The following is a 24,150-nucleotide window of genomic DNA, read 5'->3' as shown; positions in this document are numbered from 1 at the left end:
ATGATTAATTATATCGTCAAAAAGCGCAAAATCACGCTGTTGTTTTTTATTGTTCTTATTATTGTAGGTGTAGCCAGTGGACTTCAATTACCAAAGCAATTAATGCCAGACGTTGTAGTCAAACAAGCGATGGTGACGACAGTCTATGCGGGTGCTAATCCAGATCGAGTCGAGCAGACAGTCACCAAGATTTTAGAGCAAAAAATCAAAGAAGTACCTAATCTCAAAACCGTTACATCTACATCCAGCGCAGGGGTATCGTCGATCTTAATCGAAGCACAACCCGATGCGGATGCAGAGACAGTCTGGAATGATTTGCGCAAAAAAATTCAAGATGTAGAAGCCGATTTACCAGATGATGCAGATAAGCCGATTGTAAATGATAATTTAACCAAATCGTTTGTTCAATCTTTTGCATTATATGGTAAGTCTACTGATGATATTTGGGCATTGAATGACTTGATGCACACATGGGAAGATCAATTGCGTTCGGTTGAAGGTGTAACAGATGTGGTGATTGATGGTATTCCGGAGCAACAAGTACGCATCGATGCCGATATGAATAAATTACAGCAGTACGGAATCGCCTGGGAAAGTATTTTGCAAGCGATCCAGTCTTCTAATGATCGAGTACCAACAGGAACGATTGATAATGGTACACGGAGTTATGAATTGAATGTACCGCTTAGTTACGATGTAAATAAACTCAAAAAAATCGTGGTATATCGTTCAGATACCAAAGTGCCTGTGTATCTGGAAGATGTAGCGAATGTGCAGATGAGCCATGCCAAAGCAGAATACCTTTCTTATTATAATGGTGTTCCTTCGATTGCGATTAAGATTAGCAGCGAAGTAGGCTCTGATGTACCTACAATGTATGAACGTGTAAATACCAAAATGACAGAACTTCAAAAAACATTACCTGCCAATGTAAAAGTGACTTCGTTATTTGCACAAAAAGATGAAACCGATCGTATTTTCCATGCTTTAACGGAAGAGACTTTAATTGCGATTGCTGTAGTTGTTGTGATCTGTATGCTTGGCTTAAATATGCTGACTTCGTTATTTGTGGCTTTGGCGATTCCCGTATCAATAGCGATAGCCATGATCTTACTGCCTTCGATGGGGATTACGCTCAATCAGATGACGGTTGTAGGTTTGATCATTGTACTCGGTATACTGGTCGATGACGCTGTAGTAGTCAACGATAATATCGAACGGCGATTAAGTCATGGAGAAAGCCCGAGCGAAGCAGCAGTCAATGGAACCAAAGAAGTGGCGATCTCTATTCTGACCGCTACCTTAGCGACAATTGCTGCATTTGCTCCATTATTATTACTTACAGGTGATATTGGAGAATTTATTCGTCCGATTCCCGTGATTATTTCATTAGCGATGTTGGCTTCCATGGTGATGTCATTAACGATTATTCCTATTTTCCGTGAATGGTATGAGACCCGTCAATTGAAAAAAGGCAAAGCGACACGTAGTAATAAACCATCTGGTTTACTAGGCAAACAGATTCAAGGTGCCACCGATGTTTATGCGCATCGAGTGATGCCTAACATTTTGAAACGTCCTGTGTTCGTCGCTATCTTGGGACTTTTATTTAGTACCTTAGCGTATGTATTGGTGTTATTCACGCCTGTAGAATTGTTCCCTAAATCAGACAATGCAGAGCTTACAATCAGTGTGCAGATGCCTTCAGGAACATCGATCGAAGAAACGAATGATACCGTACAGAAAATGGCGGCATGGGTTAAAAAACAGCCGGGTGTAACAAAAGTGTCTTCTTCGGCTGGAGGGACAGCGGCGCCACTATTTTCTAATATTACAAGTGTAGATAGTTATGGAACCAATCAAGGAGCTGTCGTATTAACAGGAGACAAAGACAAGTTAAATGTAGCTACGGCGTCTACACAATGGGCAACAGCATTGAAGAAAGACTTCCCGGCAGTCACGACTTCTGTCAGTATGACAGAGCTTGGTATCCCTGTAGGTAAGCCGGTATCGATTCGTATTTCAGGGAATGACTTGGCTGAAATTCGTAAACTTACCGATCAGGTAAAAGGTATCGTGGCTTCAACCAATGGGGCTACCAATGTGAGTGATACGATGGGCATCGAAAGCTATTCACTGGATTTTGTAGTGAATCAAGCAGCAATGGATCAATATCAAGTCACATACAAAAACTTAACTCAAACCTTATTAATGATGGGTACAGGGGTAAAAGTAGGCGACTTTGATACAGGTAAAGAGTTAATAGATATGAAGATCTATATGAAAGACTCTACCAAGCTCAATGCAGAAACGTTATTCCGTCAAGCCAATGTGACCAATGAAGCAGGTGTACAGGTTCCCCTTTCTCAGATCGGAGAGATGAAGCCTTCCTTCTCAATTAAGCAAATCAATCATTACAATCTGGAGCGCGTGAATACGATTGAAGCAGATGTATCTGGTCGTACCGCTACAGAAGTGATGGGCGATGTGCAGACTAAAATGGCAGGTGTATCGTTCCCTGATGGCTACAAATGGGAAACGGGCGGAGAAACATCCAAACAAAGTGATATCTTTGTCGATCTCGGTAAATTATTTATCGTCGTGATTATGTTGATTATTATTCTGATTACAATGCAATTCTACTCCCTCTGGATTCCTGTGATTATTATGACAACAGTGTATCTAGCGGCGGCAGGAGGAGTACTGGGATTATTTATTACCCGAACACCGATCGGATTTATGTCGATGATGGGTGTGATCTCCTTAGCAGGGATCGTTGTACGGAATGGTATCGTATTGATTGAATTTATCGAAGATGCGCGTAAGGAAGGCAAAGAATTGAAAGAAGCGATTATTTTAGCGGCTTCGGCAAGATTCCGCCCGATTCTTTTGACTTCACTTGCAGCGATTGTCGCTTTGATTCCAATGGCGACGGTAGGAGAATTGTTGTTCCGCCCGCTTGCAATAGCGATTATTTTCGGCTTATTATTCTCTACGGTATTAACTCTGTTAGTCGTACCTTCACTCTATATGGTACTGATTCGTTCACAAGAGAAAAGAAAACAACGCAAGTTGGCAAAAGAAGCAAAAGTATAAATAGAATTGATCAACAGATGATAAGGCGCTCTCAGGAGCGTCTTTTTGTTTATCATTTAACAAATCGCACAAAATAAAAGTAACGATAAGTCATTTTTTACCTACTCAAGTGAACACAGTAATGTTATAATTTGGGTGATTTTCAATATGAGGCAAAGAATACATATCATATGCACTAACCAACTTCCAGACTGCCGCTAATCGGGAATTGCCACTTACATGATAAGAAAAGGGGTTAATCAATGTCCGACTTTCAACCACCACCGTATCCTCAAAACGATTCTAAAGATGTGCAAGACAATAAAGTGATGGCTATTTTAGCGTATATCATCTTCTTTATTCCTTTGCTTGCTGCTCGTAATTCACCATTTGCCATGTATCATGCGAATCAAGGATTAACGTTATTTTTAGTCGCTGTAGCGGCAAATTTAGTATTCTCCATTATTCCATTTTTAGGATTGTTACTTCCTTTTGTAAGCTTAGCTATTTTCGCATTTATGATTATCGGTATTGTTAATGCTTCTAAAGGCGAACGCAAACCGTTGCCATTGATGGGTAATGTTCAATTGCTTAAATAAAAAATAACTTCACAGTTCAATAGGTATACAGAAATCACAAAAAAACCTTTACTGCTCTATTATGCAGTGAAGGTTTTTTTGCGATATCCAAATATATTAAGCGTTTGATTTATACGGGTATAACTCAAAATCGTATTTAAATTACTGCCCTAACTGCTGGAACTGATTCATCAGCCCATTAATCTGATCGATTGTCTGAAAAATCTGCGAGTTATTTACTTTTTCTAGTGTAATCTGTCCGGCTTGAACTTGATCGATCAGTCCGTTGATCTCTGTACCTAATGTTTCGTTATAACCAACAAGCTTCTGATGCAGATCTTGAGCAAAACCAGGGGCTTCAAGATTGGCGAATTGATTGATCTGAGTCTGCATTTGCTGTAACTCTTGCACCAGTTGAGTTCGTGCTTCTGTATCGACCACAGCTTGTTGTGTCATTTCAGGAAGTTGGCTAGAAAATTGAGAAGCTTGATCGATATAAGATGTTGCTTCACTCACATAATTGACGGATTGATTGACTTGATCGAGTGCAGAACAACCCGATAGCAAGCTTATACTCAAAATAAGTAACAATAATCCTTTTTTCATGGTAGGTCACTCCTTTGACAGATATCGAAATCTTTTTGCAAAGTATCGTTATTAACGTATACTACTCTGAGAGGAACACAATGGTTTCATAAATATACAAGCCAATCTTAGAGCGACCAGATAAAGGGGACAAAACAAATGACAGATTCAACAACGATCGAACAGCATATCGCTGAATGGATGGTAGAACAGATCAAAAACAACGGTACATTAAAGCAAGAAGATGCGATTGCTTATGTACGTGCAGAGCATGGAGAAGAGTATATATTTACAAGTGAAAGTGGAAATGTCTCATTGTCCAAAGAAATCAAAAAAGCTTTTCGCAAGCACCATGCAGGTAGAGTCGCATGGGATCGAGACGGATTTTTCTGGGCATGGACATAATAGTGATCACAATCGTATGTAGCTGTTAAAAGCAGGATCATGGCGTAATTGTATGGACACGGTAGATGAGAAAGCGTTTATCCAAGCTCAGTCCACATCACACTTATTCTGGCGTGCTAAGCCAAGTTTCCATCTGTTGGCATATTCGATATACTTTACTCTAGTTGAAATGATCACTATTAATTGGAGGGAAATACATTGAACTCAACAGTAGTATTAGAACGCCAAAATGAGATTTTACGACGCAATATTGAAACGATGACGATTAAAAACAACAAAAATGGTCTAAGCCGTCAAGAAAGTAGCTTTTATCATACGATGGTAAAAGAATGGCATCAAAACCAGCGCGAGATCAATCATAAGCGTGATTAGATCATCAGGTACAACGAAGTAATATCGTCTGTACTGCTCTTACATAGGAGTATGTGAATCATAATAGAGTAGTCATAAAATAAAGCATAAATCAGAAGTGTCTGCCACAGGTAGATGCTTTTTTTGTATGTTATGGAATGAATGGATAGTACGAATATTAAAAATAAGCAAAAAAATTTCAAAAAATGATCTTTAACTATTGCAAAGCCGTATATTCCGAGTATAATACTTGGTATATAGAAAAGGATGAAGGTGATGGTAACTGTGAATCGTATTCAAGCAATGATTTCCGAACGTAATGATGATTATTTGGATCTATTGAATTACGCGATCCAATTGGATGATGGACAGTGGCAAGAGGAGATTTTGGAATCGATGCGCAAGTTGAACGCTTCAGAAGAAACGCAACAGGAATGGGCAACAACCGAAGACCTGTGGAGACAATTTGATAAGATCAATTCCAGACTTACCGAAATCTATTATTCGATCCGAGCCAGTAAAGATGATGCAGATAAGCAGCGCTTATTGGAACAAATGTGGGAGCTTAAAATGCAACGCATTGATGTATCTCGTCAAATTAAATCCGAAACTTCTAATATAGAATGTTAATACTTTACACTGTATGTATACAAAAAAGTGCCAGATCATTTCGCACATGATCTGACACAAGTAATAATAGATGAAATAAGTAATTGGATTTCGTAGATCTGATTAAACACAACAAGCTAGCTGTATTTCACATGGATATTGTGAATTACATGCTAGCTTGTTTCATGTCGCGCATCATTGTCATCATAGAAGTCATCATTTCGTCGCACTCTTGCAATTTACTCATCATCATATCCATATCCATGCCCATATCTTTCATGTTCATGTCCATGTTTTTACATTGTGTCATCATCATGTTCATGTTAGTCATTTTGCTCATCATATCTTCCATAGACATACCCATCATCATTTGCATACACATTTTATCCATTGGCTCATCTCCTCAAAGTATAGTGTCTTGCCCCTTGACTATACTATATCGCTCAGACAGTTACAATATAATTGGAAGATATGTTTCTTTATGCCAAAACGAATAAAAGATTAGACAAAAAAATGCTGTCTAGAACGATTGATTCTAGACAACATCTATGATGATTATGCTTAACGATACTGTTGCAAAAATGGATGAAGCTTGTTCACGACATAATGACTGCCACCCCGGCCGTTCACCTTTTCAATCACCGCAGCCAGTACAAAGGAAGACTTAGTATCAAATGTAATCACAAATCCATTCTCCTGACCCTGTTCACCTTTGGCTAATTTTAATTCGGCTGTACCGGTTTTGGCGGCAACTTGATAAGGAAGATCAGCTAGAGCATGAGCCGTTCCGCCTGAATTGCTAACGACTTGTAGCAAAGCGTTTTTGACTGTATCAGCTACTTCTGGCGTAATAATACGTTTATTCGCAGGTGTAGCCCTGTTTAATGCTTGATTTTCAAACAAAATAGGGCTGATTAATGTGCCTTCTGTAATAAAAGGTGTGAATGAAGCCGCTAAATGAATCGGAGACATTAACATCTCGCCTTGTCCATAAGCCGTATCAGCTAAAAGAACTTCTGAATCCAATGCCAAATGATCTTTATTCGCATACTGACTTGGCTTCAGATATAGAGCATCTAATCCAAACTGAGTATCAAAGCCGAACTTCTGAATGCCTTCGATAAATTTGGCTTTACCCATTTCGACTGCTTCTTGAGCAAAATAAATATTATCTGAATACATCAGTGCATCATTCATATTGACTTGTAGCACATCTTTGACACGAGTGACGTAATAGCCACCCCAACTATTATCTTTGCGCCATTGTAATCCTTGAATCGTATGCACTTTATCCGGTGTAGTGACTTTTTCGGTTAAGCCTGCTGCCGCTGTAATGGCTTTGAATACCGAGCCAGGAGCATAACGATTGGTGAAGCGATTGGTAAAAGGTAAATTTGGATCATTTGAATAGGCATCCCACTCTGCTTCAGATAAGCCAGTTACCATTTGGTTGGGATCGTAAGCAGGAGTGCTCACGAGAGCAAGCAACTTGCCGTTGGTTGGATTCATTAATACAGCTGAACCGGCATCTTGATCACTAGCCATCGTGGTATAAAGTTCTCGTTGTGAAGAGGAGCTGATCGTTAACGTTATATTTTCACCATTGACCTCTTTTTCTTCGGCAATCACCGATTTGCTTTTACCGGCTTCATTTACAATTTCGATACGTCCACCTTTGGTTCCACGCAATTGCTTTTCCATTGATTGCTCAAGCCCTGCTTTGCCGATCCAATCTTGCGCACTGTAATAGCCTTCGGTATCTTTTTCCAAATCTTCAGCTGTCGTCTGACGGACATAACCAATCAGATGAGCCGCCGCAGTGCCCAGAGGATAAGTACGTACTTCTTTGGTCTGCATAGAGACACCATGTAATTCAGTCGGAATATCCGGTTTTGTAGTCGTACCTATAGGCACAAAATAATCGTCTTTAACCCATGATTGCCCTAATGCTTTTTCAATCGTAGCTTCAGGAACCTTGTAATACTCACTGATTGCTGTCATAGAAGCTGCTTTAGTCGTATCATCTGTACCTAATTTGCCAGGAACGATTCCCCATTCAAAGATTGTGCCTTTGGTGGCTAAAGGATATCCATCTTTGTCGAGGATTTCACCACGTTCGGGATGAAGAATCTGTACTTTCACTTTATCGCCTTTTTCCATTTCAGGTAAAATGAGTGACGGTTGCCACTGGATACGCCATGTTTTGCCATGATCACTATCTTGCTGGATTAGCTTCAGTTGATATTTCGGATCAATATTACCGAGAAATGTATTCATTTGAGCTGAATAATTTAATGTGTATTGATGCTTATCGTCAGGCACAGGAACGGGTGCGCCAGCATTCACTTCAATCGTAGAAACTTTCATACCGTCGAAGATTAATTTATATTTTTGTACAAATTGTTCTTTGGTCATACCGGATTGTTGTAATGATTCTGGTGTCATTAAGTTATAAAGCTCGTCATAATTTTGAGTTTGTAGCGTATTGATATATTTCTGAATCGTTGTATCTGGTTGTTCTTGAAAGCGACTTTGCATATATACATATAGACCAAGCCCGCTTGCAATCAGAAAAGAAAGCAACCCGTAAATGATAATATGTTTGGTTTTCAATCGAGACACCTCATTTATATTGATCTTATTCAGAATAAATCTGATGATCAGTAGGATTTGTTGAAATCACTTTAGTATAATAAGATAAGGCGATACCAGCGCCTGTTTACACTATAAAAGGATGTACGTTAGCAAACAATAGAACAAATCTGATGAAATTATCATTGTTTACGTATAGAAGGAGAGAGATTCCATGCCGGACGTTATCAAAATCGTAATCCACACTGCCGGTCAAGAAGGCGATGGTTCTTTTGTATATATCCAAAGAGGACAAAGCATTCAAATCGGTAGACATATCGGAACAGGACAGATGGATCTACCTATCTACAATCAATTAGTCTCCAAGCAACACTGCACGATCCACCGTGTAGGCGATCAACTATATATTGAAGACCTCGGTAGTAAAAATGGGACAGAGCTGAACGGGCAACGATTGGTTCCATATCAGCGTTATGCGTTAACCGCCCAAGATCAATTAACGTTGGTCAATGGATTAGTAGGGTTGCAAGTAGAACAAGGTAACTTGTTAGAAGAAACACGTGAGTATGTATTAAGCGATCTGGTTGATCATAGTATTCAATTAAATGACTTTTTCCAACGGATCGAAGTAAGTGGCGAAAGTATAACGTTATCGAAAAAAGAATATCAGTTGTTCCGGTTATTGTATGGATGTCTGGATCATTTTGTCACTCGTGAGCAGATTATTGAAGAAGTATGGTCAGAACGCTATAGCGAAAATGTCGATCTAGTAGGAATAGATGAAGTCAATTCGTTGATCTATCGCACAAATAAAAAACTAAATAAACACTTTATGATCAAGTCAGTCTACAAAAAAGGGGTATATATGAAGAGAAGTATACATCAGGAAGTCAATCACAAAGGGGACTACATATGACAGTACTTTTTTCTTTTTTGAAAAAATATCGGGTTGCGGCATTTTTAGCGCTAGGTATGATGCTGGTCGAATTGGCGCTTGAATTGTTACAGCCTTTTTTGATCTCCAAAATTATTGATGACGGTGTAACGCAAAAAGATATTTCGACTGTATTATTATGGGGCGGTATTCTAACAGGCGGAACGATTATTGCTTTTTTTGCAGGGATATTTGGTTCCTTTTATGCTGCTCATGCCAGTCAGGGACTAGGTTATGATCTACGGGAAGCAGTCTATAACAAAGTGCAATCCTTTTCGTATGCGTTATTTAACCGTTTCTCTTCCTCCTCTTTAATCACACGATTGACCAATGATATTACCCAATTGCAAGATATGGTCTTTATGGGATTACGATTTATGTTACGGATGCCATTGTTAGTTGTCGGTAGTAGTGTAATGGCTCTACTTGTAAATGTGAAGTTAGGATTATTATTAGTTGTGGGTATTCCGATTCTTTTATTCTTTGTCATTATTATTATGCGTAAGGCTTCAGGATTGTTCCAACAAGTACAGCGTCGCTTGGATACAGTAAATAGTGTAATGCAAGAGAATCTCACAGGAATGCGTTTGATTCGGGTGTTTGTCCGTAAAAATCACGAACGTCAGCGATTTGAAGAACGCAGTAGCAATCTTATGCAAGGTACTGTGTCTGCTTTACGTTTAACTGAAACGACAATGCCTTTTATTTTGTTAATTACCAATGCCAGTATTATTGCAGTGCTCTGGTATGGTCATCTTGATATTATTGTTGGTCAAGCTTCCGTAGGTGAAGTGGTAGCGATTATTAACTATGCAATGCGTACGATGGGCGCTTTATCTGCATTTTCGATGATTGTAGCTTCGTTCTCTCGCGCTAAAGCTTCAGCAGAACGGATTCAAGAAGTGATGTTTACAGTGGAAGATGAACGTCCACTAGATAATCAAGATCAATATGTTGCAGGATCGTCTTCTGTAAGCGCATCACAATCATCAGATGTTTATGAAGTAGGTGTGGCTTTCCGTCAGGTGAGTTTCCATTATCCCGGTACAGAAGCTCAAGTGCTCAAAAATATAGATTTTACGGCTCGTGCAGGCGTAACTACAGCAATTATGGGTTCTACCGGTTCAGGAAAGTCTTCACTCGTGCAATTGATTTTGCGATTATACGATAGTGATCAAGGAGAGATCGATGTACTGGATCGACGTATCCAAGAGCTAGATGATCATCAATTACGTGGTCTGATCGGGTATGTACCGCAAGAGATTGTATTATTTACCGGCAGTATTCGTGAAAATATCGCATGGGGCTATGAACATGCCACTCTTGAAGAGATTCAAGAAGCCGCTCGCATTGCACAGATTCATGATACGATTATGAATTTGCCACATGGCTATGATACATTGCTCGGACAACGGGGTGTCAATCTATCAGGTGGGCAGAAGCAACGGATCTCTATCGCTAGAGCATTAGTACGCCGTCCAGCGATTTTACTGTTGGATGATAGTACCAGTGCGCTAGATGTACGTACAGAATCATTGTTGCTTGATGCACTACGTGAATTGTCATGTACAACCTTATTGATTACACAAAAGATCAGTTCAACGATTCGAGCAGATCAAGTGTTATTGCTAAGTGATGGTCAGTTGATTGCACAGGGCGATCATACTCACTTGCTAGCGACCTCCGAGTTATATCAACAGATCTATGCCTCTCAATTTGGAAAGGAGGAACTAGAGCATGTGGAAAGCGTTAACTGATCCTTTACGGTATCCTAAGCCAGCGGTTATGACCGAAGCGATAGCGAACAAGTCTGCCAAAGTTGAACCTGTTCCTAGCAAAAAAAGGCGTGCTAAAGACTGGAAAGGTACGCTAGCACGAATCTGGGGCTACCTTGCAGAACGCAAACTCAAGTTAATGTTAGTTCTATTTATGGTACTGCTAACATCAGCGCTAACCTTGCTCGGACCTTATCTTATCGGGATAGCGATAGATGATTTTCTCGCTCGTGATGCAGGTCAGATGTGGGTATGGTTTCTTGTTGGATTAGCTGTTGTCTATATTCTGAACTCGGTAACTTCATGGCTTCAAAATATATGGATGATAGAGATTGCACAAGAAACGGTCTACCGGATGCGAGTCGATTTATTTTCTCACTTGCATCAATTGCCGATACCTTTTTTCGGGAAAAGACAGCAAGGGGAACTGATGAGCAGGGTTACCAATGATATTGAAAATGTTAGCTCTACGTTGAACAGTTCGGCAATCCAAATTTTCTCCAGTGTATTGACCTTGATCGGTACATTGGTCGTCATGTTGTGGCTTAGTCCATTGTTGACGTTAATTACTTTTCTCGTAGTGCCGTTGATGGCTTTAGGAATGCGCTGGATTACCAAGCGTACAGGGCCTTTATATCGAGAACGTCAGAAAAATTTGGGTGATCTGAATGGTTATATTGAAGAGACATTATCTGGTGAAAAGATTATTAAAGCGTTTGCTCAAGAACAACGAGTGATTGGTGAATTTGGAGAGCGGAATGATCGTATCCGTTTATCTGGATTTTGGGCGCAGACGATTTCGGGATTTATTCCCAAATTGATGAATGGATTGAACAATTTGAGCTTTGGTCTGATAGCAGGAGTAGGCGGTATCTTAGCAATCAAAGGTATGATCACTGTGGGTGTGATCGTGATTTTTGTTGAGTATGCGCGTCAATTTACCCGCCCGTTAAATGATCTTGCCAATCAGTGGAATACATTGCTATCAGCTATTGCCGGAGCAGAGCGTGTTTTTGAAATTTTGGATGAATCGGTAGAAGCAGAAGATGAACAGCATGCTGTCCATGTCGATCATATCGAGGGTGCTGTTGTGTTTGATGATGTATCATTTGCCTATGATACAGGAGATGGTGATAATACATTACAGCATATTTCATTTACCGCAGAGCCAGGTGAAATGATTGCACTAGTAGGACCTACAGGTGCTGGTAAAACAACATTAATTCAATTGATTTCCCGCTTTTATAACGCTGATCAAGGAAAGATTACAATTGATGGGCGAGATATTCAGAGTATTAAGCGAGAAAGTCTACGTTCACATACGGCTTTTGTTTTGCAAGATTCGTTTTTATTTGAAGGAACGGTTATGGATAATATTCGCTATGGAAGACTGGATGCCACAGATGCTGAAGTACAAGATGCCGCACGATTAGCGAATGCTCATTCCTTTATTGAACGTCTGCCAGAAGGATATAATCATCGTTTGAACCGGGATGGTGGAGGAATTAGTCAGGGACAGCGGCAATTGATTAATATTGCTCGCGCGTTGTTAGCCGATCCTTCGATTCTAGTATTAGACGAAGCGACCAGCAGTATAGATACTGTGACTGAGATTAAGATTCAAGAAGGATTACAGCGCTTGATGGAAGGTAGAACGAGCTTTGTCATTGCTCATCGACTAAATACGATTCGAGCAGCCGACCAGATTCTAGTGTTACGAGACGGTCAGATTTTGGAAAAAGGTTCTCATGATCAGTTGCTAGACACCGGCGGATTTTATAGCGACTTATTTTACAGTCAACTTCATTCGTCCGATGCCCGGCAAGCTTGATCTGAAATCTACCGTTATCATCCAACTTAGCTAAGCAGTAAAAAAAGTAACGCAAGCAAAGCAGGAGCACCTTGCATTAACCAGATTCTGCGACTAGAGGTTGCACCGCCATATAGAGCTGCGATCAAGACACAGATAATAAAGAATAATTGAATCTGGTAACCAAACTGCGCTGTCGGATGAACCAGTCCCCATATCAATCCTGCGGCAAGAAAGCCATTGTATAATCCTTGATTGGCAGCAAGTGATTTGGAAGACTCGGCTAGTTCAGGGGTAAGATTGAACGTTTTTAGTGTACGTGGCTTGGTCCATAGAAACATTTCCATCACCATGATATACAGATGTTCAACTGCAACCAGTACAACAAAGATTATTGCCAGTAAATGCATACGTATTTCCTCTTTTCTTAAAAATAGTCATTTTTCTTGGAGAAGCAGTGTTAGCGTAACAGAATTGCTTCATATAATGAATAATAACACGAAAAAAGATGCCTTGTTCAAGGGCATCTTTTTCTATGTTACAGTAGCAACATCTATTATTCGTTCTTATCCAATGAGATTGACGGTGGAATGACATTAGGATGAGGCGAAGCAGATGTCGTATCGTGAGCATGACGATCTGGTATAGGATGCTGACGTAAGTACTCGATCTGAGACAAAATATAAGCTTCTGTCTGATCATTCAATTCTTTGACCATTTTCGGGATCATAAATAAATCAATAACGATCCAGATAAATAAAGCTAATCCAAATAGAATCATAAATATCGTGAACACCATAGTACCGGTTTCACTTTCAACAATCGACATAAAAGCGAGCAAAAAATAAAAGATCATCGTAAACAAAAAAAGAACCAGTTGTACAATTCCGCTAGGGATACGTTTCAAATAAAATCGGTGTATACCTAAATGGCCACCAAGTAGCATCACATACGTTAAACCTAGCGACTTTTCTTTGCCTCGCATTTCAGAATTCAATAGCATCATTTCTTGCGCAGATAATTCGTATCGAGATATAGCCATCTTAATAACTCGGTGGATCAATCGGTTTTTGAATAAGAATCTGATCAATAATATTACTTTCTACATAATCGTTACGATCTTTAACCCATGTGTGAAGCAAGAATGCATCTACAATCCACCATATGCTGGTTACAATCGATCCGACTATAGTAAGCGTCAAGATTAATTGAGCAATAGCCGATCCTGTTTTCCCCATATAGAAGCGGTGTCCTCCAAATATGCCTAGAAAATACCACAAAATATAAGCAACCACCATGTTTTTACCGTACGTTTTGACTTCTGATTCCAGTAACATCAGCTCTCTTGTATCTAGTTGAGCTTTACGTTGCCAGTTGTTATAACTCATGCCCATATGCGTAACCCCTTTACTTTGATATCATCGTTCATTTCCATCAACACTGCCATTTTAACAAGATTATCCTATTTAATCTACTGTATTCTACGTTGTTAGACGAGGAAAGTGACTGATATGTAGCACAATCTTTTAAAAAAAGTTGGAATAAATCTCTCAAATCTCTTTTTCTTCTAATTATAAAAATAGTTGGTAACTCTGCATTATACATGGTACTATAGACAACGAATTTAAAAATAGATAATATTACCTAGTTCATTTTAACTATTCTTAGGGGGATTAACAATGTCTTTTTGTACAAAATGTGGTCAACAGCTCCAACCGAATGAAATACATACTTGTGTTTCGCCAGAACAGCCTTCTGTAAATGCTACTTTATCTTCTTCTACACCATCAACACCATCACCCATATTGACAACAGCAAGAGATCATTTAGCAAATGTAGACAAGCACAAGATTTTGAATTTAATCAAAAACCCAATGTCTGCTTTGCAATTAAGATCAGAAAGCGATTTACTGTACGGAGTTCTAGGATTGGTCGTCTCATTGTTAGGTTTTGTTTTGTGGGCATGGTCATTTAAGCATCAATTGATCAAGCTAATGCTTTTGGGATTTGGAAGTTTGATTAACGATGAAAAAGAATCATATCGTGAAGCTAGTGAGTATCTACCTATTGTGAATCATATGTTGTTACTAGGTCTGATCTCCTTAATCGTACTTGTAGGTATAACATTGTTATTAGGCAACAAAATGGGATTACATAAACTACACTGGAAAGATAGCATGGTACAGCTAGGCGGATTACAACTCATTTCAGGTATTGGATTTATAGTAGCAGCTCTTATGATGTTTATATCGATCAAATTATCATTTGTACTATTATTTACCACTTTACTAGCTACATTGGCTTTAACATTGGTTGCAGGTATCGAAATGTTCCGTATACATCGTGATCGTATAGCTTTGTTTATTGGACTTGTCGTATTGATTCAAGTGTGTGCTATTCTTGTTGTTTTTAACTCCTTCGGTAGCGAATTAATCGAAGAAGCTCAACGAATTAGTCGTAATTTATTTTAAATCATATAGAGCTACTCTAATCAATAAATAGTGATCAAAGAAAGGATATTATCTGTTATGTATTGTGGACATTGTGGAACAAAGACACAGCCAGATTGGGTATTTTGCAAAGAATGTGGACATCGGTTACAACCAGAAGCATCTGCAAACGAAATAAGCGTGCCAGAACATGTACCTGTAGCGGCTAAAGCACCACGTCAACCTATTCAATTATCTCGCCAAACCAAAATATGGGGCGGTATTGGAGCAGGAGTCGTTGTATTGTTGCTCATCACTTTTCTAGTATTACGTGCAACATATGGTCCTTCATCTGCGGAAGAGCTTGCTCAACAAATGGACAAAGCGGTTCAAGCAGGAGATGTGAATACGTTAGCTAGTTATTTAGATGATCCAGATTCACCATTGCATCAAGCTGATCGAATAGCTTTATTTACCGAGACACTTCAAACGGACGATGCTAAAAAAGCCTATACAGAAGGTATTGCGGAAGCTTTGGATAATGCAGAAGATCTTGATGCAGAACATTCTTCGATAGCCGATTCTGTGAAAAAACAGATTAAAGAAAGTCTAAGCGGGGGACACTGGCTGACATTCGTTCCTGTAGATTCATGGCGTGGCACCAAATGGACTGCTCATATTGAGCCTGTACAGATCGAAGCCACTCTACCTTATCTGAATGAGAATCTAACCACTTCGATGACGATTGGTAGTGTAGTGGCACAAGATAATCTTATCTTAGATTTGTGGCCTTCTGTATATACGTACAAAGGGATGATTAGTGGAGAATTCGCTGAGGTTCCGGTCACTGATAAGGTAGAAGCCTTTAATATACGAGAAAATAACAAAGCCATCTTAGATTATACAAAGCTTGCTTCACTGGAAGTACATCTTCCGACGGTAGAATCGACGATAACGCTAAATAATAAAAAAGTAACAGGTACGCCTGGAGATTATATCAATATTTTGCCAACACCAGCGCAAGCTAAATTTGTCGTGACGACTCAAGCACAAGGATATGAGATCACAGGAGAAGCAACACTTCAAGCTGATGCACAAGATCGATATGACTTGAATACTCTTCTACAGAAGCCTATTGCTGAAAAGTCTTTAGATCTTATCTATAATGCTTCGACCAGTCTAGCAGAAGCAATCAATACGAGCAATGCCAAAGCGGTCAAAGGCGTTAATCCCGATTCAGATTATTACAATCGTGCGACATGGGAAATGAATAGTTACTTTACGCAACCGAAATATACGTTGCAAAAAGTAGTGATCGATCTCGATTCTATTCAAATCAACAAAGAATCTATCGAGATTTCAGCTACACAAGTCTATACAGCCAAAAACGAAGATGGAACATCCAATGATAAAAATGTAAATTGGACTTATCAGATTACCCAACAACCTAATCAAAAACAATGGTGGATTGATTCGGCGTACACAAGTTGGACGAATGCGCTAAATGCTAAAAATACGATTGAAAAAGCAAGCAATGCAACCACTACATCAGCAGAAATAGACTCTACAGATCAAGTATCTGCCAATACAGTATCTACAAGTACAGCATCTACAGACGAAGCATCATCAGAAAGTTCGGAAGTAACCGATACATCGATTCATGATTTTATGACCGAATATCTAAGCACTTCAGTAGAAGCAATCAATGCAGGCGATTTTAGTATGGTTTCTTCATTATTGGATGCACAAGGACCTGTATACAAAGAATCTTCTAGTTATATCGACCATCTCCAAAGTAAAGGGATCACAGAGGAGTTAGTAAGCTCAGGTGTAGAATCTTTCAAAGCGAATACAGATCAGACGTATACCGTAAATACAACAGAAACGTACAAGATTATCGCTAAAGACGGTACTTTCAAAACAAAATCATTTCATTCTGTCTATACACTGAAATTAATCAATAACGAACTTAAAGCGTACCAATTGGTGAGTACGAAAGAAATCTAAATAAAAAAGAACCTCTTCCGTAACATGGAGAGGTTCTTTTTTTATGATTAATTACGCCATAACCGTGTAATTTTTAACAAAAGAAGGACGTGGGAAGATAGAGGGTTGTTGCGCAGTAATCCCTTCCGATGAATCCCGTTTGCGGTGTGCGTGGCTATAGGCTTGCGATTCTTGCCATGCTGTGAAATATTCTTCTGATGCCCATAGCGTCATGATGACATATGTATCATCATCAAGTGGACGCATAACCCGAATGCCGACAAAGCCCGGTTCATCTTCTACTTTGCGCGCACGATTGCTAAATCGTTCTTCAAAAGTAGAGCGACCATCCGCAGTCACAGGAATATTGTTGAGTACAGCATAGCTACCACCAATCGTTCCACTGCTATCAAGCACTTCATATCGTGATGAATTTTCCGTATGGAAATCCAGCGGTTCATCAATCTCTAATACATAACGAGTCTCATCATCATGTTGCAACGTAACCGCTTGTGGCAATTCAGCCGCTTCTGGAAAATGTTCTTCAAGCAAGTGCGAGCTAATATAAATATACATCGTGATCCACCCTTCATATTAAAAAATAGTTTAAATGATTTTTACCTATCTTGATAATTACTTGATATTTATAATTTAGCATGTTTATGAACTCTATCCTATAGATTACCAGTATATACAAATTATAATCTCACAATATAGAAAGAGAGGTAGAATATATGGATAATCTCTATCATCACATTAACAAATATATGATCCGTATTCCACTTTCCCCTAATTCGAGTGCAGAACTTCAACCGGATGAACAGGAAATTTGGTTGAAAGACTTATGCCAAAATCCATTATTTAGAGAACAAATTTTGATATCCAGCAAAACATTATATGATACTATCCATATTTATTTGAATTCTCCTGAAAAATTATCTGCTAAGAAGAAACGGAATTTTATTCTAGCTATCGCTAAGTATGCTAATCGTCGATCTACACGTACAACTCCATTTGGGTTATTTTCCGCAGTAGGTGTAGGTTCATTTGATTCTCATAATCACTGGAAATTTGATCAAAGTACCTTTTACAAAAAAGCACGAGTCGATTTAGAGTGGCTTTTTCGTTGTATTCAAAAAATAGAAAAAGAGCATGCCGATCAAATGAATTTTAAATTAAATCCAGCTTGTTATTTAAAAGGAGATCGTGCTTTCTTATTATACAGTACAGATAACCAATCCGAGGAAATTCATATTCGAGCCACACCTGTCTTTTTGTTGTTACATCAACACTGTCAACAATTAATGAGTTTTGAGCAAATCTCTACTTTATTACAAGCGCACTATCCAGATACACCAGTGGATCGAATAAAAATGTATTTGATGGAACTCATCAATAAAGAATTTTTAATTTCTAATGTGCGACCGCCTTTAACTGTGGACGATCAATATCAATATGTTATCGATCAACTCCAGGCAAGCAATATTGCACCGCTGTGGTTAGAACAGCTACAAGATATTCAATCACAGATTGAGGTATATAACCATCTTCCTTTGGGAGAAGGAGAACATCTATACATACAGTTGATCCAGCAAATGAACCAAGTGATGAAGTCTACTTCACCTTTACAAGTCGATTTAGGATTAGCAGATGAGCATATCACTATAGATGAAAATCTGGCGCAAACGATTAATGAACTTGCAAGCACGCTTACCCGATTAGCTGCTCCATTTGCCAAGCAATCGACTTATTTAGAAGAATACAAAAACAAATTTATAGAGAAGTATGGAATTGATCGTGAGATTCCTTTGATGGAAATGTTAGATACCAGTTCTGGAATTGGTGCACCTGTATCTTACCAGCAACCTGCCAATGATTTTTATGAAAATGTACATCTTAATGACCAATATTCTGCACAACTCAAAAATTTCTTTTTATTAAAATATTGGGAAGCTGTTCAAAATAAACACGCTATTCAATTAAATGATTCGCAATTCAAACAATATTTAGATCAGAATATTGATCCGCAAGAGGTGCCTGTTTCTTTAGAACTTAATTTTATCGTCAAACAGCATAATCATCATCCAGTGTTACATTTAGGTCCTAATGTAGGCTCTATTTTAGCAGGCAAAACATTTGGACGCTTCTCTTATTTATCTTCGCAAATTACGGATACATTAGAAAATTTGCATCAAGAAGAATTAAGAGTTCGTAACGGCAATAGCACATTATGCGAATTGAGTTTTGTTCCTAATCAGATGCGTTCAGGTAATGTCACTCGGAATGCGAGTTATCGGAATAAAGAAATGTCTTTATTTACAAATAGCTCCAAATCATCATCGGATGAAGTGAGACTAGAAGATATTCGAATCGGAATCAATCAAAATGTTTTTTATGCTCGTGATTGCCAATCAGGAGATATTGTCGTATTCGAATCAAATAATATGTTAAATCCATTAATGAGTAGTAATGCGATTCGCTTTTTACAAGAAATGAATGAACATGGTAAGCGTCAATGGAACAAATTTGTATGGGTAGAGTTATATCAAGATTTTAAATATGTACCTGAGATCAAATACAACGACATTGTTTTATCGAGTGAACAATGGTATATCACACAACGCGATCTGGAAATGACAGATAAGACCAGTTGTGAAAACTTTTTAAAACAGTTTGCTGAATTTCAACACAAATTTGATATTCCTCAACAATTTTATATAGCCAATTCAGATCATCGCCTTTTTATTGATACTTCTAATCAACAAGCAATGCACATTTTATTTGCTGAAGTCAAAAAAACGCAAGATCATGCACTACATCTTGTAGCTGTTGAGCAAAATAGTAATTTAATCCAAGATCAACATGAGCAGTATTACGTTGCAGAAATTGTTGTTCCTCTTCTTAAGGTGGAGCCGGAGCCGACTAGAACAATACCTATTCGTGATATGCAAATGATTGAGTTACATGAACGGATAAAAATACCATTTGATGAATGGCTATTTGTTAAATTGTACGGTAAACAATCACGTGAACAAGAATTAATTGCTTTTGAAATGGATCGTTTTTTTACTGAATTAAATCAGACTTATGATACCAAACACTTTTTTATGAGATATATGGACCCCAAACCTCATATTCGATTGCGAATAAATAGTCATACTCAGAATTTATTTGAAATTTTCCCGAGTATACTTGCCTGGTTACAGCAGTTGCAACAGCGCGATATCATTTCTGATTTTGTTATTGGATCCTATGATCGTGAAATCGAACGGTATGGGGGAATAGCCCTAATTAGTGCGGCTGAGGATATATTCTGTATCGACAGTATCGTTGTAGAACAATTAATTGGTGCTGTGCGTACCAAACAGTTAGATATCGATATTGAGTTAATCGCTATGATTTCTATTATTAAATATTTAGAGCAAGCAGGCTTGAACTTTGAAAATCAATTGAGTTTGATCCAGCTTAATACAGATCACAATCGATATCGCCAAGAATTTAAAGAAAATAAAGAAAAGTATCTTCAACTATGTAATGCCGATCAGAATTGGAGAACATTAGCACAAACTGCTGACGGTCAACAATTACTTTCTATTTTAGATTTACGTCAATCGGCTGTTATGAATTATGTACAGCTGATGCAACAACAAGCTGTAGTGACGACTAGTTTTGAAGAGATTATTTCGAGTATTGTTCATCTACACTGCAATCGTTTGTTAGGGACGGATCGAGAATTAGAATATAAGATTATGAATTTAGTCGCTCATACGCTGTATGCCCAAAGATATCAAAAGACAGAAGGGAATCTATTATGGAAGTAAAAGAGCAACTTCATTTTAAAGATATCATTTCTACACTCTGTCAAATGCCCAAAACATTGAGTCTAGTATTTAAAATGGAAAAAAAACTCTTTATTAAAATTGTGATACTGAGTTTGATTACAGGTATTATTCCTATCATTTCGTTATATGTATCTCAGGAATTAATTAACTCTTTAGTTCGTATTCAGACAGAACTCAAAACAGTTCTTATAATTTTCTGCATCTATATTGCTGTTTCTTTTTTCTCGGATATTATTTCGCAAATCTCAGAATATTATAATACTAAGTTTCAGTTCAGTATGAATTACAAACTAAATTACGTCATTATGGAAAAAAGTAGTAAATTATCGCTGGAAGATTTCGAAAATCCTGAAGTCTATGACAAGTTAGAGCGTATCACTAGAGAAGTCGCATACAAACCTTATCAGATTTTTCAATCGGCTATTACGATGATTACTGCCATAGTTACGCTCATATCTGCACTGACTTTTTTGATGGTGTGGAATCCTACGATGTCGATGTTAATGCTACTTGTGCCTGTGATCTCACTATTTTATTTTCTGAGAATAGGTCAACAGGAGTTCTTTATGCAATGGAAGCGTACAGGAGAAGAAAGACGCTCATGGTATTTGAATTATATTTTGACTCATGATTTTTCATTTAAAGAAGTGAAATTGTATCGTTTGAAAGATTATATATTGGAAGGGTATTGGAATATTAAAAAGAAATTTATGGCTCAAGATACGTATATTTTGCGCAAAAAAACGATTTTTAATCTGATCTATGAAGTACTTGTACAAATCGTAGGGGCGATTGTGATTGTGGTTGCTATTTTGGCAGCCTATACAGGAAAGATTATGGTAGGTAATGTGCTAAGTTATATTCGCTCTGTAGGTTTAGTCCAAAGCAATTCACAGAGCATTATTAACAATATTTATTCGATCTATAATAGCAATTTGTATATGAATCAATTATTTGAATTTCTAGAGTACAGAGAAGAACATACCAATGACGATCAAACGACACAACGATTAGAAAAGCCTATTTATGCAGTAGATATCCAAAATGTAAGCTTTCAATATCCGAGTAGCGAACAATTATCTCTGCAAAACGTAGAATTATCTTTTCGTGCTGGAGAACGAGTCGCAATTGTAGGACCTAACGGTTCTGGAAAAAGTACATTAATTAAACTACTGGCAGGTCTGTATCAAACTCAAGAGGGAGATATCAAATTAAACGATATTTCAATCAAAAACCTTCATCAAGAAAGTTATATGCAACAAATGGCTGTATTATTTCAAGACTATATGAAGTATGAAATGACACTACAAGAGAATATAGGATTTGGCCAAATCACAAAAATAGATCAAACCGATCAGATTAAAAAATCACTTAATAACGTTCGAGCTGATTTTTTAAAAAATCACTCAGAATACGACTTAGATACTCAATTAGGATTGTGGTTTGATGACGGTCGACAATTATCAGGAGGACAATGGCAAAAGGTAGCTTTAGCACGAACCTATTTCAGAGAAGCGTCTCTCTATATTCTAGATGAACCTAGTGCTGCACTTGATCCTATAGCAGAAAAAGAAACATTTGATACATTCTTTAGATTATCGCGAGAAAAAATAGGAATCTTTATTTCACATCGACTTATTGCCGCTCAACAAGCAGATCGAATTATTGTGATGGATCAAGGAAAAGTGGTAGGGCAGGGGAAACATGATCACTTGATGCAAAACTGCGCTATTTATAAACACATGTATGAGTCAGAAAATTATGAAATTGATACAAAGGGGGAAACGGAATGGAAAGAAGCACTGTAACTGAGATCCAATTTGATATTGTTTCTACCGTTAAAAATATAGCTATTCGTATGAAGCAATACGATGCTTTACTACAAGTAGTTAATCACCCTCGTCAACAGTTATCTTTGAATGGTCAACATGTCAATCCGTGGAATCCTCTTACATTAAGTCATGGTATACCCGGTGTATGTATGTTGTATGCTGAATTAAATGCTCATTTCCCAGAAGAAGGTTGGGATCAACTAGGGCATCAATATTTATCTATTTTGGTAAATGAAATAACAGAGCAAGGCATCCAGAGTAGCTCTATGTTTTCTGGAGCAGCAGGAATTGGCTTAACCGCTATTTGTTTATCACAAAATTTCCAATACTATCATAAATTTATTGAGCGTATTGATGATTATTTATGCACACATGTACCTTTGATGATTACAGAATGTCAGCAAAGAGATGCTTTTATTAGTGATTATGATGTGATTGAAGGATTAAGTGGAATTGCTAATTATTTATTATTGCATCCTGAAGAGGAACGTATTCAACAATTACAAATCAATGTTATAGATTATCTGATCCAATTAAGTAAAGACAAAGAAGTGAAAGGCATAAAAGTACCAGGATGGTATATTCCTTCTGCACATCAATTTACAGCACAAGAAAGTGAACTCTATCCAGATGGTAATTTCAATCTAGGATTATCTCATGGCATTTCAGGACCATTATTACTATTATCCAAAGCATGGAAACAGGGAATTAAGCGAGAAGGACAAGATCAAGCTATCCGTAAAATGGCAGATTTTTTATTACAATTTGCTAGTGAAGAAGATCATCATTTATTTTGGAAAGGATTTATTAGCTGGAAAGAATTTGAGTCTGGGCATGCATCAACAGAAGAAAGCTTTAGAAGAGATGCTTGGTGTTACGGGAATCCTGGTATAGGACTGGCTTTGTGGTATGCTGGCAACGCCTTGGAGGAACCATTATATAGCGATCTCGCAATTACCAACCTCAAAGAAACGGTTCAAGATATTCACAGTATTTTCTCACCTACATTTTGCCATGGCTATGCAGGCATTTTACAAATTCTACAAACGATAGATAGGCAGTCAAGTGTACCCCATTTTGAAGCAGAAATCAGTTTGCTAAAAAACATGATTACTGTGTTTTATGATAAACAGTATTTGTTGGGATTTCACAACTATGAACATTTCCAAAATAGTGGGTTAGTCCCTGTAGATTATGTAGGGTTGCTGGATGGTGCTACAGGGGTATGTCTAACTTTACTGGGCTTAGAACTTAAGCAAGCGACTCCGTGGGATCAAGCGTTTTCATTATAATTACAAATTAGTAAATATATGAAATCTTGATAGAATCTTGATAAATCGCTCTTAT

20 protein-coding genes are annotated in these 24,150 nt (G+C 38.0%); 13 read left to right on the top strand and 7 right to left on the bottom strand.

The features are described 5' to 3' along the window. On the top strand, positions 1-3,096 hold the full coding sequence (locus PTI45_RS21875) for an efflux RND transporter permease subunit (RefSeq protein WP_069329696.1): 3,096 nt from the start codon (positions 1-3) through the stop codon (positions 3,094-3,096). A 242-nt stretch (positions 3,097-3,338) separates the two neighbouring features. Continuing rightward, positions 3,339-3,674, top strand: a complete 336-nt coding sequence (locus PTI45_RS21870; protein ID WP_069329695.1) for a DUF4870 domain-containing protein — start codon at positions 3,339-3,341, stop codon at positions 3,672-3,674. Between the two features lie 141 nt (positions 3,675-3,815). On the opposite strand, the gene PTI45_RS21865 is transcribed toward PTI45_RS21870, so the two are convergent. Next, a complete protein-coding gene (locus tag PTI45_RS21865) occupies positions 3,816-4,259 on the bottom strand; it encodes a DUF6376 family protein (protein WP_069329694.1) in 444 nt (147 codons plus the stop codon). 138 nt (positions 4,260-4,397) lie between these two features. Here PTI45_RS21865 and PTI45_RS21860 point away from each other — a divergent pair, with 138 nt between their 5' ends. The 3 genes from PTI45_RS21860 (at position 4,398) to PTI45_RS21855 (ending at position 5,624) form a co-directional block, all read left to right on the top strand. Continuing rightward, positions 4,398-4,643 (top strand): DUF6953 family protein, encoded by a 246-nt coding sequence (locus PTI45_RS21860; protein ID WP_069329693.1) that lies wholly within the window; start codon positions 4,398-4,400, stop codon positions 4,641-4,643. Between the two features lie 198 nt (positions 4,644-4,841). Then, positions 4,842-5,015, top strand: a complete 174-nt coding sequence (locus tag PTI45_RS24305; protein WP_161594288.1) for a hypothetical protein — start codon at positions 4,842-4,844, stop codon at positions 5,013-5,015. Positions 5,016-5,270: 255 nt separating this feature from the next. After that, positions 5,271-5,624: a hypothetical protein gene (locus PTI45_RS21855; RefSeq protein ID WP_083243674.1), complete on the top strand. Its 354-nt coding sequence runs from the start codon at positions 5,271-5,273 to the stop codon at positions 5,622-5,624. A 145-nt stretch (positions 5,625-5,769) separates the two neighbouring features. On the opposite strand, the gene PTI45_RS21850 is transcribed toward PTI45_RS21855, so the two are convergent. Together PTI45_RS21850 and pbp4 are read right to left on the bottom strand one after the other, a co-directional pair. Further along, positions 5,770-5,994, bottom strand: a complete 225-nt coding sequence (locus PTI45_RS21850; RefSeq protein ID WP_069329692.1) for a hypothetical protein — start codon at positions 5,992-5,994, stop codon at positions 5,770-5,772. Positions 5,995-6,164: 170 nt separating this feature from the next. Then, positions 6,165-8,216, bottom strand: coding sequence for a penicillin-binding protein PBP4(5) (gene pbp4, locus PTI45_RS21845; RefSeq protein ID WP_083243673.1), 2,052 nt, complete (start codon positions 8,214-8,216; stop codon positions 6,165-6,167). Between the two features lie 193 nt (positions 8,217-8,409). On the opposite strand from pbp4, the gene PTI45_RS21840 reads away from it, so the two are divergent. The 3 genes from PTI45_RS21840 to PTI45_RS21830 are packed head-to-tail and all read left to right on the top strand — an operon-like array spanning position 8,410 to position 12,735. After that, complete coding sequence (locus PTI45_RS21840) at positions 8,410-9,111, top strand: FHA domain-containing protein (RefSeq protein ID WP_069329690.1); 702 nt, start codon at positions 8,410-8,412, stop codon at positions 9,109-9,111. Beyond that, positions 9,108-10,886, top strand: a complete 1,779-nt coding sequence (locus PTI45_RS21835; RefSeq protein ID WP_069329689.1) for an ABC transporter ATP-binding protein — start codon at positions 9,108-9,110, stop codon at positions 10,884-10,886. The genes PTI45_RS21840 and PTI45_RS21835 overlap by 4 nt, the downstream gene beginning before the upstream one ends. A gap of 28 nt (positions 10,887-10,914) precedes the next feature. Further along, a complete protein-coding gene (locus PTI45_RS21830; protein WP_425415589.1) occupies positions 10,915-12,735 on the top strand; it encodes an ABC transporter ATP-binding protein in 1,821 nt (606 codons plus the stop codon). A gap of 26 nt (positions 12,736-12,761) precedes the next feature. On the opposite strand, the gene PTI45_RS21825 is transcribed toward PTI45_RS21830, so the two are convergent. The 3 genes from PTI45_RS21825 to PTI45_RS21815 all read right to left on the bottom strand — a co-directional run bounded on the left by PTI45_RS21825 (position 12,762) and on the right by PTI45_RS21815 (position 14,102). Then, entirely contained in the window at positions 12,762-13,124 is a 363-nt protein-coding gene (locus tag PTI45_RS21825) for a DUF1304 domain-containing protein (protein WP_069329687.1), read from the bottom strand. A 146-nt stretch (positions 13,125-13,270) separates the two neighbouring features. Further along, complete coding sequence (locus PTI45_RS21820) at positions 13,271-13,756, bottom strand: NINE protein (protein WP_069329686.1); 486 nt, start codon at positions 13,754-13,756, stop codon at positions 13,271-13,273. A 1-nt stretch (position 13,757) separates the two neighbouring features. Next, positions 13,758-14,102, bottom strand: coding sequence for a TM2 domain-containing protein (locus tag PTI45_RS21815; protein ID WP_069329767.1), 345 nt, complete (start codon positions 14,100-14,102; stop codon positions 13,758-13,760). A 291-nt stretch (positions 14,103-14,393) separates the two neighbouring features. Here PTI45_RS21815 and PTI45_RS24300 point away from each other — a divergent pair, with 291 nt between their 5' ends. Continuing rightward, complete coding sequence (locus tag PTI45_RS24300; RefSeq protein WP_069329685.1) at positions 14,394-15,185, top strand: hypothetical protein; 792 nt, start codon at positions 14,394-14,396, stop codon at positions 15,183-15,185. Positions 15,186-15,215: 30 nt separating this feature from the next. Continuing rightward, entirely contained in the window at positions 15,216-17,150 is a 1,935-nt protein-coding gene (locus tag PTI45_RS21805) for a TcaA NTF2-like domain-containing protein (protein ID WP_175425247.1), read from the top strand. 51 nt (positions 17,151-17,201) lie between these two features. Here PTI45_RS21805 and PTI45_RS21800 read toward each other — a convergent pair whose 3' ends face one another. Beyond that, positions 17,202-17,705, bottom strand: coding sequence for an antibiotic biosynthesis monooxygenase family protein (locus PTI45_RS21800; RefSeq protein WP_069329683.1), 504 nt, complete (start codon positions 17,703-17,705; stop codon positions 17,202-17,204). 158 nt (positions 17,706-17,863) lie between these two features. On the opposite strand from PTI45_RS21800, the gene PTI45_RS21795 reads away from it, so the two are divergent. Genes PTI45_RS21795 through PTI45_RS21785 form a run of 3 tightly spaced genes read left to right on the top strand, consistent with a single transcriptional unit; the run spans position 17,864 to position 24,095 of the window. Beyond that, positions 17,864-20,950, top strand: coding sequence for a lantibiotic dehydratase (locus PTI45_RS21795; protein WP_069329682.1), 3,087 nt, complete (start codon positions 17,864-17,866; stop codon positions 20,948-20,950). Next, the gene (locus PTI45_RS21790) at positions 20,941-22,779 is read left to right on the top strand and encodes an ABC transporter ATP-binding protein (protein WP_069329681.1); all 1,839 of its coding nucleotides are present in this window, start codon (positions 20,941-20,943) and stop codon (positions 22,777-22,779) included. Before PTI45_RS21795 ends, PTI45_RS21790 begins: the two co-directional genes overlap by 10 nt. Next, the gene (locus tag PTI45_RS21785; RefSeq protein WP_069329680.1) at positions 22,761-24,095 is read left to right on the top strand and encodes a lanthionine synthetase C family protein; all 1,335 of its coding nucleotides are present in this window, start codon (positions 22,761-22,763) and stop codon (positions 24,093-24,095) included. Before PTI45_RS21790 ends, PTI45_RS21785 begins: the two co-directional genes overlap by 19 nt. Positions 24,096-24,150: the final 55 nt, after the last annotated feature.

This window comes from Paenibacillus nuruki, from assembly GCF_001721045.1.
In the GTDB taxonomy this organism is placed as follows: domain Bacteria; phylum Bacillota; class Bacilli; order Paenibacillales; family Paenibacillaceae; genus Saccharibacillus; species Saccharibacillus nuruki.
Note: the sequence above shows the minus strand (reverse complement) of the source record. Positions and strands in the feature narration are given on the sequence as shown.